Annotated in this window: 16 protein-coding genes; 8 read left to right on the top strand and 8 right to left on the bottom strand. The window is 59.0% G+C overall.

All coding sequences use genetic code 11. From position 1 onward, the window contains the following. Positions 1 to 96 precede the first annotated feature (96 nt). On the bottom strand, positions 97 to 1,359 hold the full coding sequence (purD, locus tag BLU89_RS05680) for a phosphoribosylamine--glycine ligase (protein ID WP_074735152.1): 1,263 nt from the start codon (positions 1,357 to 1,359) through the stop codon (positions 97 to 99). A gap of 74 nt (positions 1,360 to 1,433) precedes the next feature. Between purD and xseA the strand changes: the two genes are divergently transcribed. Then, the gene (gene xseA, locus BLU89_RS05685) at positions 1,434 to 2,918 is read left to right on the top strand and encodes an exodeoxyribonuclease VII large subunit (protein ID WP_074735154.1); all 1,485 of its coding nucleotides are present in this window, start codon (positions 1,434 to 1,436) and stop codon (positions 2,916 to 2,918) included. 3 nt (positions 2,919 to 2,921) lie between these two features. Next, entirely contained in the window at positions 2,922 to 3,584 is a 663-nt protein-coding gene (locus BLU89_RS05690) for a glutathione S-transferase family protein (RefSeq protein ID WP_074735155.1), read from the top strand. Here the strand turns inward: BLU89_RS05690 and BLU89_RS05695 are convergent. Continuing rightward, positions 3,560 to 3,955, bottom strand: a complete 396-nt coding sequence (locus BLU89_RS05695) for a hypothetical protein (RefSeq protein ID WP_074736421.1) — start codon at positions 3,953 to 3,955, stop codon at positions 3,560 to 3,562. The two genes, BLU89_RS05690 and BLU89_RS05695, sit on opposite strands and share 25 nt — an antisense overlap. 150 nt (positions 3,956 to 4,105) lie before the next feature. On the opposite strand from BLU89_RS05695, the gene BLU89_RS05700 reads away from it, so the two are divergent. The 6 genes from BLU89_RS05700 (at position 4,106) to BLU89_RS05725 (ending at position 9,107) form a co-directional block, all read left to right on the top strand. Next, complete coding sequence (locus tag BLU89_RS05700; protein ID WP_074735157.1) at positions 4,106 to 4,744, top strand: lysoplasmalogenase; 639 nt, start codon at positions 4,106 to 4,108, stop codon at positions 4,742 to 4,744. Positions 4,745 to 4,802: 58 nt separating this feature from the next. Further along, complete coding sequence (gene ftsY / locus BLU89_RS05705) at positions 4,803 to 5,942, top strand: signal recognition particle-docking protein FtsY (protein ID WP_074735159.1); 1,140 nt, start codon at positions 4,803 to 4,805, stop codon at positions 5,940 to 5,942. Positions 5,943 to 6,028: 86 nt separating this feature from the next. Continuing rightward, a complete protein-coding gene (locus tag BLU89_RS05710; protein WP_074735161.1) occupies positions 6,029 to 6,931 on the top strand; it encodes an EamA family transporter in 903 nt (300 codons plus the stop codon). A gap of 16 nt (positions 6,932 to 6,947) precedes the next feature. Further along, a complete protein-coding gene (locus tag BLU89_RS05715; protein ID WP_074735163.1) occupies positions 6,948 to 7,553 on the top strand; it encodes an inner membrane-spanning protein YciB in 606 nt (201 codons plus the stop codon). A 109-nt stretch (positions 7,554 to 7,662) separates the two neighbouring features. Beyond that, positions 7,663 to 8,331 carry a Crp/Fnr family transcriptional regulator gene (locus BLU89_RS05720; protein WP_074735165.1) on the top strand — a complete coding sequence of 223 codons (669 nt, stop codon included), beginning with the start codon at positions 7,663 to 7,665 and terminating at the stop codon, positions 8,329 to 8,331. 359 nt (positions 8,332 to 8,690) lie between these two features. Continuing rightward, positions 8,691 to 9,107, top strand: a complete 417-nt coding sequence (locus BLU89_RS05725) for a VOC family protein (RefSeq protein ID WP_074735167.1) — start codon at positions 8,691 to 8,693, stop codon at positions 9,105 to 9,107. Between the two features lie 125 nt (positions 9,108 to 9,232). On the opposite strand, the gene BLU89_RS05730 is transcribed toward BLU89_RS05725, so the two are convergent. The 6 genes from BLU89_RS05730 to rpiA form a co-directional block, all read right to left on the bottom strand. Beyond that, positions 9,233 to 10,675 (bottom strand): DegQ family serine endoprotease, encoded by a 1,443-nt coding sequence (locus BLU89_RS05730; protein ID WP_245709699.1) that lies wholly within the window; start codon positions 10,673 to 10,675, stop codon positions 9,233 to 9,235. A 182-nt stretch (positions 10,676 to 10,857) separates the two neighbouring features. Beyond that, complete coding sequence (locus BLU89_RS05735) at positions 10,858 to 11,052, bottom strand: DUF2065 domain-containing protein (RefSeq protein ID WP_074735170.1); 195 nt, start codon at positions 11,050 to 11,052, stop codon at positions 10,858 to 10,860. Continuing rightward, positions 11,052 to 11,948: a protease modulator HflC gene (gene hflC, locus BLU89_RS05740; protein WP_074735172.1), complete on the bottom strand. Its 897-nt coding sequence runs from the start codon at positions 11,946 to 11,948 to the stop codon at positions 11,052 to 11,054. The genes BLU89_RS05735 and hflC overlap by 1 nt, the downstream gene beginning before the upstream one ends. Beyond that, complete coding sequence (gene hflK, locus BLU89_RS05745) at positions 11,948 to 13,090, bottom strand: FtsH protease activity modulator HflK (protein ID WP_074735174.1); 1,143 nt, start codon at positions 13,088 to 13,090, stop codon at positions 11,948 to 11,950. The genes hflC and hflK overlap by 1 nt, the downstream gene beginning before the upstream one ends. A gap of 71 nt (positions 13,091 to 13,161) precedes the next feature. Beyond that, a complete protein-coding gene (gor, locus tag BLU89_RS05750) occupies positions 13,162 to 14,520 on the bottom strand; it encodes a glutathione-disulfide reductase (protein ID WP_074735176.1) in 1,359 nt (452 codons plus the stop codon). Positions 14,521 to 14,648: 128 nt separating this feature from the next. Beyond that, positions 14,649 to 15,434, bottom strand: coding sequence for a ribose-5-phosphate isomerase RpiA (rpiA, locus tag BLU89_RS05755; protein ID WP_074735178.1), 786 nt, complete (start codon positions 15,432 to 15,434; stop codon positions 14,649 to 14,651). Positions 15,435 to 15,543 lie beyond the last annotated feature (109 nt).

A 15,543-nucleotide genomic window follows, 5' to 3' on the forward strand; every position in this document is an offset into this window, starting at 1 on the left:
ATCTGGCTGAAAATACTCTTGGGGGTGAGGCCGAAGGCCGAGGGGGCAAAGCCCCTTGCCCCAAACAATCGAGACGGGCACTGCCCGGCCGCCGGATTACAGCGCGCGCCATCCGATATCACGACGATAGAAACCCTCGGGCCAATCAACCCCTTCGACCATCGCATACGCCCGGCCGCGTGCCTCCTGCAACGTGTCCCCCCGCGCGGTCACATTAAGAACCCGACCGCCCGAGGCCTGTATCTGCCCCTCAGCCGATTTTGTCCCCGCATGGAACACCATATTGCTGCTATCCTCGGGCAAATCACTCAGACCCTTGATATCGCTTCCTTTTTCATAGGAGCCCGGATAACCTTTCGCAGCCATAACAACCGTAATCGCGTGGTCATCAGCCCAATTCACGCGTGTCTCGCCCAGTCGTCCCTCTGCCGTGGCGTGCATCAGGTCCATGGCCTGCGCTCCCAACCGCATCATCAACACCTGACATTCCGGATCACCGAAGCGCACGTTGTACTCTACCAGCCTTGGCTGACCATCCTTGATCATCAACCCAGCATACAGCACTCCCTGAAATGGAGTCCCGCGCCGCTTCATTTCGACCACGGTCGGACGCACGATCTGGTCCATCGCGCGGGCCTCAACATCGGCGCTCAGCACTGGAGCCGGGGAATAGGCCCCCATGCCACCGGTGTTCAGACCGGTATCGCCCTCGCCCACGCGCTTGTGGTCCTGAGCGGTGCCGATCGACAGAATATCCTCACCGTCACAAAGCACGAACAGCGAGGCCTCTTCACCTTCCATGAACTCCTCGATCACAACCTCAGCCCCCGCGCCGCCAAAGGCACCGCCGAACATATCGTCAATCGCATCCAGAGCCGTTTGCTCATCCATCGCAACGATCACGCCCTTACCGGCTGCCAACCCATCGGCCTTGACCACGATCGGAGCCCCCTGCGCTCGGATGTAATCCCTGGCAGGTTCGGCTTCCGTGAACCGGGCATAACCCGCCGTCGGCGCACCAGATGCGTCACAGATTTCTTTGGTAAAGCTTTTTGACGCCTCCAGCTGCGCCGCTTCTGCGGACGGACCAAAGACAAGAACGCCCGCTTCGCGCAACCGATCTGCGACTCCAGCCGCCAAAGGCGCCTCGGGGCCAACGATCACGAAATCAATCGCGTTTTCCTCGGCAAAGCTGACCACTGCGCCGCCATTCTCGATATCCAGCGCCGCGCACTCTGCAATCTGTGCGATCCCGGCATTCCCCGGTGCCACGATCAGCCGATCACATTTGGGGTTCTGCATCACTGCCCAGGCCAGGCTGTGCTCGCGCCCTCCGCTGCCGAGAATGAGGATATTCATGAAACGCTCCGATCTGCTTGGCCTCGCCTTCGCGGCGTTCTAAGCTGCGCAGACATTTGACACAAGGCGCTGAAATGTCCGACCTGCTCGACGACCCGATCCCCGGCCAAAATACACCCGAATACACCGTCTCGGACATCTCGGGTGAGGTGAAGCGCACGCTGGAAGGCAGTTTCGGCCGAATCCGTGTGCGCGGTGAGGTCGGGCGGGTGTTCAAGGCGCGCTCGGGTCATCTGTATTACGACATCAAGGATGATCGAAACGTATTGGCCTGCACCACGTGGAAGGGTCAGGTTTCAGGCCTCTCGGTAGTCCCCGAAGAAGGTCTTGAGGTTGTGGTAACCGGTCGCCTCACCGCCTTTGGCGCACAATCAAAATACAATCTGAACGTTGATGAGGTTGCCGTCGCCGGACAAGGCGCGCTGATGGCGTTGCTGGAGAAGCGCAAGAAACAGCTTGAATCCGAAGGTCTGTTTGCACAGGAACGCAAGAAACCACTACCCTACTTGCCGCAGATTATCGGAGTTGTGACTTCGCCTTCTGGCGCCGTCATCCGGGACATTCTGCACCGGTTGCGGGACCGCTTCCCGCGCAAAGTGCTGATCTGGCCCGTCGCAGTTCAGGGCGCGAACTGCGCCCCCGAGGTCAGCCGCGCCATCGAAGGATTCAACCAGTTTACTTCTGGCGGTGCACTGCCGCGCCCTGACCTGATCATCGTCGCGCGCGGAGGTGGCTCGATCGAAGATCTGTGGGGCTTCAACGAAGAAAGCGTCGCCCGCGCGGCGGCAGGTTCGCAAATCCCGCTGATCTCGGCAGTGGGGCACGAGACCGACACCACTCTGATTGACTATGTTTCGGACCGCCGCGCGCCTACTCCAACTGCCGCTGCCGAGCTCGCTGTGCCTGTTCGTATGGAACTGTTGGCGTGGACCGCAGAGCAAGGCGCTCGCCTGTCCCGTGCCGCCACCGATGCCGTTGAGCGCCGCAGCCAGCGCCTGCGTGATTTGACCCGCGCCCTGCCACGCCCCGATACATTGCTAGAGAACCCGCGTCAGAGGCTCGATCAAATCTCTGAACGCCTGCCCAACGCGCTGATCCGGGGCGTCCAGAATCGCCGCGTGAAATTGCTGGACAGCGCGGCCCGCCTGCGCCCCTCGACCCTGCGCAGCCTTGTCGAAACCCGCCGCGACCGCTGGCGCAACCTGTCCTCGCGCCTGTCTCTGCGCCCGATCCAGCGCGAGTTGGAAACACGCCGCGAGTCCCTGAACCGCCTGACCGAACGCCTGAACGTCGCGCAAACAACAAGGCTGGACCGCCTGCATCAGCAGATCGAGGCCACGGACCGCCTGCGCGAAACACTTAGCTACAAAGCAACCCTTGGGCGCGGTTACACCGTCGTCCGCGCCGAGGGAGAAGTCATCACAACCAAATCCCAAGCCTCCGGTCATACGGCTCTTGAGATTGAGTTTGCCGATGGCCGACTACTAACCGGAGCGCAGGGCAAAGCACCATCCAAAAAAACCAAACAAGCACCACCTGATCAAGGATCGTTGTTCTGACCGATGCTGACGATTTGGGGCCGCAAAACATCATCCAATGTGCAAGCCCTTATGTGGTGCGTGGGTGAGCTTGAGCTTGAATACCAACGCCACGATCTGGGTCACCGGTTCGGCGGTCTGGACAGCGCAGATTTTCAGGCTCTGAACCCAAACCGAACCATCCCCGTCCTGCAGGATGGCAACAACGCCCCACTTTGGGAAACCGGCGCAATCCTGCGCTATCTGGGTGCGCGCTATGGTGATGATGCCTTCTGGCCTTCGGACCCTGTTCAACGCGCCGAGATCGACAAATGGGCCGAGTGGGCGAAACTCAACATCGCCATGGCATTTACCGTTCCGGTGTTCTGGCGCATGGTTCGAACGCCCGCCGCCCAACGGGACGAAACTTTGATCCGGCAGGCTGTCGCCGAGCTTGAGATCAGTCTGGCCATCGCAGACGCGCAGCTTGCCCAAACCAAATATCTCTCGGGCAATGCACTTACGTTGGCTGACATTCAGTTGGGCCACATCCTGTACCGCTATTACGATATCGACATCGAACGTGCCACGTTGCCCCATCTCCGCCGTTACTACGACGCGCTGACCGAACGACCCGCGTATCAATGCCATGTCATGATCGGCTATGACGAGCTACGACCTGATCAAACCCCGACATCCGGCCCATAGCAGAGCATTTCTTCCCCGATATCCTCGGCCTCGTACAACTCGGTTTCCGTCGGATCACCCTCGAACTGAGCGATCAGCCCGCCACCTGACTGCGTGAACACCCAGCATTGCGGGTCCAGCCGGTCCTCGTACAGGAAACAAATCTGGCCCTCACGCTCGTACCAGATCCCCTCCATGCAGTTCCCATCCAGAAACGACCAGATTACACGCCGGTTGGAAAGATACCGTTCGACTCCATAGGCTTGCCCGCCGATCCCGTAAAACAAGGTTTTGCCGCGCGTATAATCATCGAATTCAACACCGGTCAGAGGCGATTGCGCGGCAACGGGCCGTACGACGAGCATCAGTAGAATCATGAAAGTCCGGAACATGTCCATATCCTGTCAGATGCAGCCCCCATGCGCCATTCAACCTTTCTGCATCGCAAGCATCCGCAAAGTAACTCAACGTCACGGCTTGATGCATGGCCGCGATCATGTCGACATTGCGAATAAACACCGCGGGAACTTCAGGGACAAAGCATGACGACACTCCTTTTCTGGACAGCAGCGGCTTGCGCGCTGGCGTACCTCCCGCTTACCGCGCGCCCGGCCAGCACCTTACGCAGCGTGCTGAAAACAGCTTCGGTCGCCTTGCTTGCCGTTATCGCGGTATTGGGAGCCGCCCCATGGCTGCTGATCCTTGCCCTCACCCTCTGCGCAATCGGCGACGCCCTTCTGTCGCGCGAGACCGATGCCACATTCATGGCCGGCATTGGTGCATTCGCCGCAGGGCACCTGGCCTATATCGCGCTGTTCCTGACTAACCCCGGCAGTGACCCCGGCCTGATCTTCAACCAACCCGCGATCTTCTGGTCCCTCATCGTGCTGGGCATCATCATGACCACCCTGCTCACCCCCCGCGCCGGAGACCTCAAAGGTCCTGTTCTTGCTTATATCCCGATCATCCTCGGTATGGGTATTGCCGTTCTTGCCCTCCCTGACATTGGCGCACTACGCTGGGCCCTACCCGCTGCGATGGCCTTCATCGCCTCGGACCTGATCCTGGCGACGGAAAAGTTCCTGCTCCCCGCCAATCACCCGGCCCGGAAACTCACACCTTTCATGGTTTGGCCGCTCTACTGGGGGGCACAAGCCGGGTTCCTGATCGCCTTCACCTGACCCTTTGCAACTGCCGTCAATCCGCATTAGGTGAGGGGAACACCTGCGGAGACCAAAAATGGCGTTTTTCTCTAAGCTCAAGGACAAGTTGTTCAAATCCTCATCGCGCCTCGAAGAGGGGCTGGATGCGATTGTCGAGGATGGCGGCGAGGAAACCCAAAACCCTGACCCGGTGATCCCCGAACCAGAGCCCGAACCGCAACCGGTTCCCGAAGTGCCAGAGCCCACGCCCGAGCCACAACCGGTCGAGCCCCCCGCGCCGATCCCGGCTGATCCCACTCCGACCCCTCCGCCCCCGGAAATCCCCGAATCCAAGGGTGTGCTGGGCCGCTTGTTCAGCCGCAACGAGTCCAAAACCGTTGTTCGTCGCACGCTGGACGACGACATGCTGGAACAGCTCGAAGAGCTTCTGATCGCCTCCGACATGGGCGTCGACACCGCACTGCGCGTCACCGCCAACATGGCCGAGGGGCGCTATGGCCGCAAACTTTCGACCCAGGAAATCAAGCAATTGCTGGCGCAGGAAATCGCGCGCGTGATGGAACCCGTGACCAATCCGATGCCTATCTATCCCAAACGCCCGCAAGTGGTGCTGGTCGTGGGCGTGAATGGCTCGGGCAAAACCACTACCATCGGCAAGCTCGCCAGTCAGTTCAAAGCCGCAGGCAAAAAGGTCGTCATCGCCGCCGGAGATACCTTCCGCGCCGCAGCCGTCGAACAACTGCAAGTCTGGGGCGACCGCGCAGGCGTACCCGTTCTCACCGCGCCAGAAGGATCCGACCCTGCCAGCCTCGCCTTCGACGCCTTGACCAAAGCGCAGAACGATGGTGCCGACCTGCTGATGATCGACACCGCAGGCCGCCTTCAAAACCGCACCGACCTGATGGAGGAACTGGCCAAAATCGTCCGCGTGATCCGCAAGGTCGACGATACCGCGCCGCACAACACGCTGCTGGTGCTGGACGCCACCACCGGTCAGAACGCCCTCAGCCAGGTCGAAACCTTCCGCAATCTTGCTGACGTTTCGGGCCTCGTGATGACGAAACTGGACGGCACCGCCAAAGGCGGCGTGCTGGTCGCGCTCGCCGACAAGTTCGGGCTGCCCATCCACGCCATCGGCGTCGGAGAACAGATCGACGACCTCGCCCCCTTCGATCCGGAAGAATTCGCCGCCGCCCTCACAGGTCTCGAAACCTGATCCGAAACTTCGTCTGGCTATAAATACCTTCCGGGGGTCCGGGGGTGGAAAACCCCCGGCCTCTCGCCCCAATAAAGAGTTCCGATTTGAGCGCCTGGCTAATCTCCCTCGAAGGCACCGAAGCAGGCCATCACCTCGCCCTCGGCCTTGCGCTGATGGCGGCCTTCCTGCACGCGGTCTTCGGCGCGCTGCAAAAGGGCCGCCACGACCCGTGGATGTCACGCGGGGCCATCGACGCCTGTTATTGTCTGATGGCCATGCCCTTCGCCCTCTTCGTGGTCCCATGGCCTGAACCTTATATGTGGCCCATCTTCGGCGTCGTCTGGGTGATTCATATCGGCTACAAGGTCCTGCAGGCGATGGCTTATACCAAGGGCTCGTACACAGTCGTCTATCCGGTCGTGCGCGGCACCGGCCCGCTCTTTACAGTCATCGGAGCCTACCTCCTGTTCGGCGAGACATTCTCAACTGTCCAATGGCTGGGCGTCGCCACCCTGCTGGCAGGTATCTTCGGGCTAGCCGCTTATAATCTTCGCTACCTTGAGACCAATCGCGATACGCTGCACGTCGCACTTGTGCTGGCTGTTATCACCGGACTCTTCGTGGCGCTTTACACAACCTATGACGCCTATGGCATCCGTGCCACTGCCGATCCGTTCACCTTCCTTGCGTGGTTCTTCATGATCGACGGGGCAGCCATGCCGATCTACGCAGCGCTCAGATACCGCGCCATGGTTCATCGCCCGACACTTGGCCCCTTGATGCTGCGCGGCGTTGTCGGCGGCATCGTCGCACCGCTGTCCTTCGGCGCAGTCATGCTGGCCACACGGCTCGACAAAGTTGGAGAAGCCGCAGTGCTGCGCGAAACCTCAACCGTGTTTGCCGCCCTGATTGGCTGGCTGTTTCTGAAAGAAACCGTCGGCCCCCGACGCATTGCGTTGATGGCATTGATTGCACTCGGCGCAGTAATAGTTGAAATGGGCGGGTAAGCAGCAGGTTGGACCTATGACAGAGAAAAAAGATATCAATCCATTTCTGAAACAGGCGCTGGAACTTGGGCCCCCGCTGGCCTTTTTCCTCATTTACCTGCGATTGCGTGATGACAATTTCGTGATCGGTGGAACGGAGTATTCGGGCTTTATCGTTGCCACGATCCTCTTTGTGCCGCTGATGTTGGCTGCGATGGGCATCCTGTGGTATCTCACGGGCAAGCTCAGCCGGATGCAAATCTTCACCGCCTTCATGGTGATTTTCTTCGGCGGCCTCACTGCGTGGTTCAATGACGAACGGTTCTTCAAGATGAAAACCACGCTGGTCTATGGCTCCTTTTCCATCATCCTCGGCATCGGTCTGTTGCAGGGAAAGTCCTACCTGGCTTACGTTCTGGACGAAATGCTGCCCATGCGCCACGAAGGCTGGATGATCCTCACCCGCCGCCTGTGTGCCTGCTTTACGGTGCTGGCCGTCGCCAATGAGCTGGTCTGGCGAACACTCTCGACAGACCTGTGGGTCAAGATCGAAACCTTTGGTTTCCCCATCGCGCTGATGGCTTTTTTGATGATGCAGTTCAATGTGCTTCAAGGTTACATGGATGACCCCGATCAGCAGTAGTCCCATGTCAAATTGCGTCTAATCCCGATAAAATTTCTTGGCTTAAACCCCAAGCTGTGGAAGGTTAGGGCACCACCCGCACCACTCAACCCCGGAGACCGACGCCCGCATGATGGCTTTCCCCAATAGTGGATTCTTGTCCGAAGCCTCTGAAGAATTGCGCGCCATGCTGACTGCCCAGGCGACCGAAGTTTCGCTGGACCGGGGTGATGTGCTTTTCGAACAGGGTGATGAAGGGGACGCGCTGTATGCGATACTCGGCGGTACGCTTGAAGTTTCATTTCTGGCGATGAGCGGTCGCAAACTGTCTCTCAGCCTGATGCGCCCGGGTGAGGTTTTTGGCGAGATTGCACTGTTCGACAATGGCCCTCGTACCGCTACGGTAATGGCGGCTGAGCCCTCCAAGGTCTTGCGGGTTCGCCAGAGAGACATGATGGCGCAAATCCGTGAGCATCCCGACCTTGCGGTTGATCTGATCCGGCTGGCCGGATTGCGTATGCGTCGGATGGGCGCGCAACTGAACGAACAGGTGTTCCTGCCAATGCCGATCCGTCTGGCTCGTAAGCTTTTGCTTCTGGCGGGGCAGCAGGACAGCCCGACTGAGCGTATCACCCTGTCGCAAAGCGAACTGGCAGAATTCGTCGGTGCGACTCGCGAAGCGGTATCCAAGACCATATCGACGTGGAAGCGCGACAATGTGGTCCAACCCTCGCGCGGTGGGTTGCAGATTCACGACTTCGACGCCCTGCGTGAATTGGCTGAATCCGATTTAATTTAATTTTTTGGCATAGATGTGATCCGCTTCACATACGCGGCATTATGCCTGCCGTAAGGTCAACACTGTTACCGTAGGAGGTCGGTTTTATCATCCCCGATATCTGTCCACCGACCTCTCCCTGTACAAGAGCCATATGCCTTCCCCGGCATATGGCTTCTCTCTTTTTCACAACTCAAGAACGTGCGATCACCCTTTGCGCTGCATGAGCTTCCATCCCAAGCGCAATCAGCAAGACATCGCCCCATCATCAACCCTTGAGACTCTGCCAATTACGGTTTCTTGAGCGCGCCTGAGCAGTAGCGTACGCTAATGAAACTGTCTTGTTGGTATACCCGACCACCACGAAGAAAGGGCGAATTATGATTGCCTACGTTACTGTTGGAGCGGATGACATTGGGCGCGCTAAGCAATTCTACACGTCCTTCCTGCCAACCCTCGGATACGAACTGGAAGAGGGTCTCGAAGGTCTGAGCTTTGCACTACCTGTAGAACCGGATCAGTCTCCGGTTTCGCCCGACTTCTATGTCAAACCAACCTTTGATGGCTGTCCGGCCTCGGCCGGAAATGGTTCAATGGTTGCATTCGAAGCGCACAATCAAAAGCAGGTCCGCGACCTTCACGCCGCCGCGCTTTTGGCCGGTGGTACCAACGAGGGTCAACCGGGTTTTCGTGCGTCTTATGGCCCAAATTTCTATGTGGGTTATCTTCGTGACCCGCAGGGCAACAAGATCGCTCTCTTCTCAAGCGACCCGAACGAACCCGGCCGAGACGACTGACGCAGATCCCGCGATCGGTCAGAGTGTTTTCGGCTCACATAGACACAGGTGATTCCAGCCTTGATCATTCACGAAAAAAGGCCGGGGAGTACCCCGACCTTTTTCTTGTGTCCAACAGGGGATCTCTATTGTTCCAAGCTCAGGGCCACGAACCGAGGTTCACCCCCGCGCCGCACCAGCAGCAGCAGCGATTTGCGCCCTGCCTCGCGGGCCTCTTCCATCCTCGCCTCAAGATCGGCAATCGTCGTCACCTTCTGCTGCCCCGCCTCAGTGATCAGATCACCCGCGCGCAAGCCTTTCTCAAAGGCCTCCGAGGATTCGTCGACATTGGTGACCACCAGCCCTTCGGCGTCAGCATCCAGACCCAGCTCCTCGCGCTGGCTGTCGTTTAGCGGAGAAATGGTCAGGCCCAGTACATCCTTATCCTCTTCCGTCGGAACCTCGGCTTCCGGCTCTTCACCATTCTCATCACGTTCGGCATCCTCACGACGGCCCAGTGTCACCAGCACGGTCTGTGTACCACCGTCGCGATGCACGACCACACGTACGGATTTTCCTACGGTGGTCTCACCGACCTGCCGTACAAGGCCGCGTGTGTCTTCAACCTCGACACCATCAAAGCTGATGATCACGTCTCCGGCCAGCAGCCCGGCTTCTTCGGCCGGTCCTTCCGGCACATCACTGATTAGCGCGCCGCCGGGCTTGTCCAGCCCCATCGCCTCGGCCATGTCCTCGGTCACGTCCTGAATGCGCACACCCAGCCAACCGCGACGGGTCTCACCGAATTCGCGCAGCTGGTCGACGACCTTGATCACCACGTTCGACGCCATCGAAAAGCCGATCCCGATCGAGCCCCCGTTCGGAGACAAAATCGCGGTGTTCACGCCGATCACTTCGCCATTCATGTTGAACAGCGGACCACCCGAGTTCCCCCTGTTGATCGCCGCATCTGTTTGGATGTAATCGTCATACGACCCGCTGAGCGCGCGGTTCCGGGCAGAGATAATCCCGGCCGAGACCGAAAAGCCCTGCCCCAGCGGGTTACCCATTGCGATCACCCAATCCCCCACGCGGGCAATGTCGCTATCGCCGAACTGCACGTAATTCAGTGGTCCCTCGGCTTCGACCTTCAGCAGCGCAATGTCAGTTTTTTCGTCTCTGCCGATCACCTTGGCAACAAGATCTTTTGCAGGCTGTCCATCGCCGGGGAAAAACTCTACCAGAATTTCATCAGCCTCGGCGATGACGTGATTGTTGGTGACGATATAGCCATCCTCCGAAATCACAAACCCCGAGCCCAGCGCATTGCTGCGGCGCGGTCTGTTTTCACCATCTCCGCCGTTGCGGTCCTGAAACTCGCGGAAAAAATCTTCGAACGGCGATCCTTCGGGCACGATTCCCTGTGGACCGGTCTGACCCTCGATCAGAGTGGATGTGGTGATATTGACCACCGCCGGGCTGATCTGTTCCGCCAATGGCGCCAAGCTTTCGCTGCGCGCTTGCGCGGCTACGGATTGCGCAAGAATCAGTAACATCCCCACAAAGGCCAACCATATCAGCCGCATCATAACCAAAACATCGTCCCGCCGGACGGACACACTGCGCGCTTTCGCCTGCACTTGGGGTCTCCTTGTCGACACTTCTTCTGTGGGCACCAACCGGTTACCCTTCTTAGCAACCAATGTAGTCAGTTTGCCCCCGCCCGCAACTCGGGATCGTGGGGAAATCACCGGCAAGTGAAACTCGGACATTAAAAACCAATCTGATTGGCACCCCACAACAGGATAAACCCGCTGATTACGCAGAGCAGCCCGACCAGTCGTCGCGCCTGCTCGGGCAACATCCGCAGCGCCTCCAACATACGTTCAATAAGCGAAGGGGCCAGCGCATAGGCCAGCCCCTCGACAATCAGCACCAGCCCGAAGGCCAGAAGGACCATTCCCATCACTCAGAAGCCGGAGCCGCCGGCGTAGCCCGCCCTGTCGGCGATCCCAGATAGTTGAAGAACTCTGAATCCGGGCTCAACACCAGCGAACTGTTTCCGCCCTGCAGGGCATTTTCGTAGGCTGTCAGCGAGCGGTAGAATTCAAAGAACTCGGGATCGGCACCATAAGCTTCGGCAAAGATCGCGTTCCGTTCAGCATCGGCCTCACCACGGGTAATCTCCGCCTCACGTCGCGCGTCCGACACCAGTTCCACCACGGTCCGGTCGGCCTGCGCACGAACCCGCTGCGCTGCTTCGTTCCCGCGCGCGCGTTCATCGGTGGCTTCACGCTCCCGCTCGGCCTTCATCCGGTCAAACGTTGCTTCAAGGTTCGCTTGCGGCAGATCGGTTGCCTTCAATCGCACGTCGATGACAGTCACACCCAGCGCGCGTGCCTCGGCAATCGCGCTGTTGCGGATACGCAGCATCAGCGCGGCCCGGTCAGAGCTCAGGATGTCACGGGACGACACAGAACCCAGAACTTCGCGGGTTTCGGCTCGCAGGATGCTGTCTAGACGATTCTCAGCAACCGGGATGCCGCCAACACCAACCGCTTGGCGGAATTGGTTCAGATCGGCAATCCGATAACGCGCGAAGGCGTCAACCACCAGACGGCGATCATCCAGAGGCGTAACTTCCAGCGGTTGCACGTCGATTGACAGGATACGGTCATCATAGCGCACCACTTCCTGGATCAACGGGATTTTGAAGGCAAGACCGGGCTCTTCCTTGACCGCAACGACCCGGCCAAATTGCAGAACCAGGGCACGTTCGCGTTCGTCCACGATGAAAATCGAGGACAAGAGACCGACGATAGCGATGAAAACGATCGGTAGAATAAATGTCGTTTTACGCATCAGTTCCCCTCCCCGGCTGAGTTACGACGCAGCTCATTCAGCGGCAGATAGGGCACGACGCCCTGCCCCTGACCGCCCGAATTCTGGTCCAGAATAATCTTGTCGACGTCACCCAAAATCTGCTCCATCCGCTCCAGATACAGACGCTTTCGGGTCACATCCGGCGCTTTGGAATATTCCTCGAGAACCGCGCTAAAGCGGCTGGCCTCACCTTGCGCGCTGTTGATCTGCTGAGCGCGATATCCTTCGGCTTCTTCCAGAATCTGGGCTGCTTCACCACGGGCCTCGGCGAGAACCCGGTTCGCATAAGCATCGGCCACGTTTTGCAGACGATCACGTTCCTGCGCGGCGGCCTGAACGTCGCGGAAAGAAGCGATCACGTCCTGCGGCGGGTCGGCTTTGTCAAAGTTCACACGGATAATGTTTACGCCCGAATCGTAGCTATCCATGGTCGCTTGGATCAGCTCTTTCAGACGTTCACCGATGATCCCGCGATCCCGGTTCAGGATCGGTGCCAGCTCGCTTTGCGCGATGATCTCACGCATAGCTGATTCTGAAACCGCTTGGATTGTTTGACGCGGATCGCGCAGGTTGAACAGGAACCTAGCCGGATCATTGATGTTCCAGACGACCTGGTAATCGATATCGACCACGTTTTCATCGCCGGTCAGCATCAGCCCGTCGTCGCTGCCCCGCGCGCCGCCCATGTCTTCGGTCTGTTCGCGGGTAACCGGGATGACCTCGGCGGTCACCAAAGGCCACGGCGCAAAGTTCAGACCCGGATTTCCGACAGCCGAGAATTCGCCCAGAAACAGCTCAACCGACTGTTCTTCGGGCTTGACGGTGTAAAAGCTTGCCGCAGCCCATAGGCCCAGGGCCACCAGGACACCAATCGCAACTGTGCCCTTGGTAAACGCCGGACCACCGCCGCCGCCCGAACCATTGGTGCCACGGCCACCGCCGCCACGACCGCCCATCAGGACGCGCAGCTGCTCTTGGCCCTTTTTCATCAGCTCATCGATCTCGGGGATCTGCGGGCCGTCGTTCTCGGGGGGCTTGCGCCCGTCCCCGTTGTTACCCCGATTTCCTCCGCCACCGGATGAGCCTCCGCCCCCCCAGGGGCCGCCGCTGTTGCCCGCCATATGTATCATTTCCTTGTGTTGGACCGTGTGATCACGGGTTCCCTTGTAACGTGTGTGCGCGCGCTTGCAAATCAAGCCGTGCGCACAGGTTGCCGCATTGTCACCAGTTCTTCAGCCATCACCGGATGAACCGCAACCGTGCGGTCGAAATCTTCCTTGGTGGCGCCCATTTTCACGGCGATCCCGGCCAGTTGGATCATCTCCCCCGCGCCGGGCGCCACGATATGACAGCCCAGTACCTTGCGGCTCGCCTGAGACACGATCAGCTTCATCAACACCCGCTGCGTACCACCCGCAAATGATTTCTGCATCGGCTTGAACGAGGTTGCATAAACTTCGATCGGCTCTTGCGCCGCGGCCTCTTCTTCGCTGAGGCCGACGGTGCCCATCTCGGGTTGGGTAAAGATCGCAGTCGGGATCAGCTCATGATCCACCGGCGTTGGATTGCCCTTGAAGACAGTCTCGACAAAGGCCATGCCTTCGCGGATCGCGACCGGGGTCAGGTTCACGCGATCCGTCACATCGCCGATGGCGTAGATCGAGGGCACACCTGTTTGGCTGTATTCATCCACGATGATCTCACCTTTGCGGCCACGCGCAACGCCAAGCGCTTCAAGCCCCAGATCATCCGCATTCGGTGCACGACCAGTGGCGTACATCACCACATCAAACAGCCGCTCGGACCCGTTCGTGGCCTTTACCCAGATCTTATCGCCCTGTTGCTTCATCTCCAGCACATTGGTGCCCAGATGCAGATCGATGCCGTTCTGGCACATCTCTTCACTGATCAGCCCGCGGGCCTCGTCGTCAAAGCCGCGCAGAATCTGCGCCCCACGATAGAACTGAGTGGTCTTGACCCCCAGCCCGTTCATGATCCCTGCAAATTCACAGGCGATATAGCCGCCGCCGACGATCAGCATGGATTCGGGCAGCTTCTCCAGATGGAAAACCTCGTTTGAGGTGATGGCAAGTTCCGAACCCGAAAACTCGGGCACGACCGGGCGACCACCGGTTGCGACCAGAATGTGTTTGGCCGTCTTGCGGGCCCCATCGGCCAGCTCCACCGTATGCGGATCGACAACGCGGGCGCGCTGATCAAAGCTTTCAACGCCATTATTCTTAAGGATATTGCGATAGATGCCTTCCAGTCGGTCCAGCTCAGCCACCAGCTTGCCGTGAAAGGTGCTCCAGTCGAACGCACCGCGCTGGATATCCCAGCCAAAAGCCTGCGCATCGCCGACCATCCCGGAAAACTCGCTGGCAAAAACCATAAGCTTCTTGGGCACACAGCCCCGGATCACACAGGTTCCGCCGTAACGATCCTCTTCCGCCAGCGCCACCTTGGCCCCGTTTTCACCCGCCGCCACACGCGCCGCGCGAACCCCGCCCGAGCCGCCTCCGATGACGAACAGATCATAGTCAAAGCTCATGTACGAGTTCCTTTTATTCCACGTGGACAAATTCACTGGATATCTGGGCGCAAATCCCGAACTGCCAACCCCTAGCGGGGGAATTAGCAGCATTTCTTCTGCGGTTTATCGCGCTGCCTGCACGATCCTTAGTCCGTCAGATCCGAAAACAGGTTGTCCCCGCCCTCGCTCAGCATATCGGTCAGGACCGTGCCTTCGTTGAGATCGCGTAGCTCGACCCGACCATCGCCATAGCCGACGATGACCTTATCGCAGATATCTATGAACAGCCCGTTTTCGACCACGCCGGGAATCTGGTTCATAACCAGTGCCAGTTGCCGTGCATTCCCGATCCGCTTGAGGTGCAGGTCCAGAATGTGATTGCCCTCATCCGTGACCTTGGGCGCCTCACCGTTCATGCGCAGCGTGACCGAAGTACCCAGGACATCCATCGTGTCCAGCGCCTCTTCGATCAGGGTGCGGGTGGTTTGCCAGCCAAACGGGATCACTTCAACAGGCAGAGGAAACGCGCCCAGCGTCTCGACCTCTTTGCCCGCATCGGCGATCACCACCATCTGGTCACTGGCTGTGGCCACGATCTTTTCCTGCAACAATGCAGCACCACCGCCCTTGATCAGGTTGAATTCTCCATCGAACTCATCCGCGCCATCAATGGTCAGGTCCAGCCATCCGGCCTGATCCAGCGAGATCACCTCGATCCCTTCTTCCCGCGCCAATTGCGCCGTGGCGGTCGAGGTCGGTACGCCCTTGATCGTCAACCCTTCGCCGCGCACCCGTTCGCCCAGACGGCGCACCAGCCACGCGGCGGTCGAGCCCGTCCCCAGACCCACGCGCATTCCGTCCTGAACAAGATCGGCAGCACGGCAGGCAGCAACGTATTTCGCTTTGTCGATGGGCGACAAATCTTTGATCATGGCAGCTTCCCCTCAGAATACTGACAAACTTATACGGAATGCCCAGCGCAACTGCGAGAGGCAATTCACCCCTCACCTGTGTTAACATGTCGCTGAAATACGCGTTTCC

Source organism: Ruegeria halocynthiae, assembly GCF_900106805.1.
Classification (GTDB): domain Bacteria; phylum Pseudomonadota; class Alphaproteobacteria; order Rhodobacterales; family Rhodobacteraceae; genus Ruegeria; species Ruegeria halocynthiae.

Excerpts from the sequence above, each read along its gene's own strand:
- BLU89_RS05725 (WP_074735167.1), top strand. The coding sequence starts at position 8,691 with ATGATTGCCTACGTTACTGTTGGAGCGGATGACATTGGGCGCGCTAAG.
- purD (WP_074735152.1), bottom strand. The coding sequence starts at position 1,359 with ATGAATATCCTCATTCTCGGCAGCGGAGGGCGCGAGCACAGCCTGGCC.
- BLU89_RS05720 (WP_074735165.1), top strand. The coding sequence starts at position 7,663 with ATGATGGCTTTCCCCAATAGTGGATTCTTGTCCGAAGCCTCTGAAGAA.
- hflC (WP_074735172.1), bottom strand. The coding sequence starts at position 11,948 with ATGCGTAAAACGACATTTATTCTACCGATCGTTTTCATCGCTATCGTC.
- rpiA (WP_074735178.1), bottom strand. The coding sequence starts at position 15,434 with ATGATCAAAGATTTGTCGCCCATCGACAAAGCGAAATACGTTGCTGCC.
- BLU89_RS05730 (WP_245709699.1), bottom strand. The coding sequence starts at position 10,675 with ATGATGCGGCTGATATGGTTGGCCTTTGTGGGGATGTTACTGATTCTT.
- xseA (WP_074735154.1), top strand. The coding sequence starts at position 1,434 with ATGTCCGACCTGCTCGACGACCCGATCCCCGGCCAAAATACACCCGAA.
- ftsY (WP_074735159.1), top strand. The coding sequence starts at position 4,803 with ATGGCGTTTTTCTCTAAGCTCAAGGACAAGTTGTTCAAATCCTCATCG.
- gor (WP_074735176.1), bottom strand. The coding sequence starts at position 14,520 with ATGAGCTTTGACTATGATCTGTTCGTCATCGGAGGCGGCTCGGGCGGG.
- hflK (WP_074735174.1), bottom strand. The coding sequence starts at position 13,090 with ATGGCGGGCAACAGCGGCGGCCCCTGGGGGGGCGGAGGCTCATCCGGT.
- BLU89_RS05700 (WP_074735157.1), top strand. The coding sequence starts at position 4,106 with ATGACGACACTCCTTTTCTGGACAGCAGCGGCTTGCGCGCTGGCGTAC.
- BLU89_RS05690 (WP_074735155.1), top strand. The coding sequence starts at position 2,922 with ATGCTGACGATTTGGGGCCGCAAAACATCATCCAATGTGCAAGCCCTT.
- BLU89_RS05715 (WP_074735163.1), top strand. The coding sequence starts at position 6,948 with ATGACAGAGAAAAAAGATATCAATCCATTTCTGAAACAGGCGCTGGAA.
- BLU89_RS05735 (WP_074735170.1), bottom strand. The coding sequence starts at position 11,052 with ATGGGAATGGTCCTTCTGGCCTTCGGGCTGGTGCTGATTGTCGAGGGG.
- BLU89_RS05695 (WP_074736421.1), bottom strand. The coding sequence starts at position 3,955 with ATGTTCCGGACTTTCATGATTCTACTGATGCTCGTCGTACGGCCCGTT.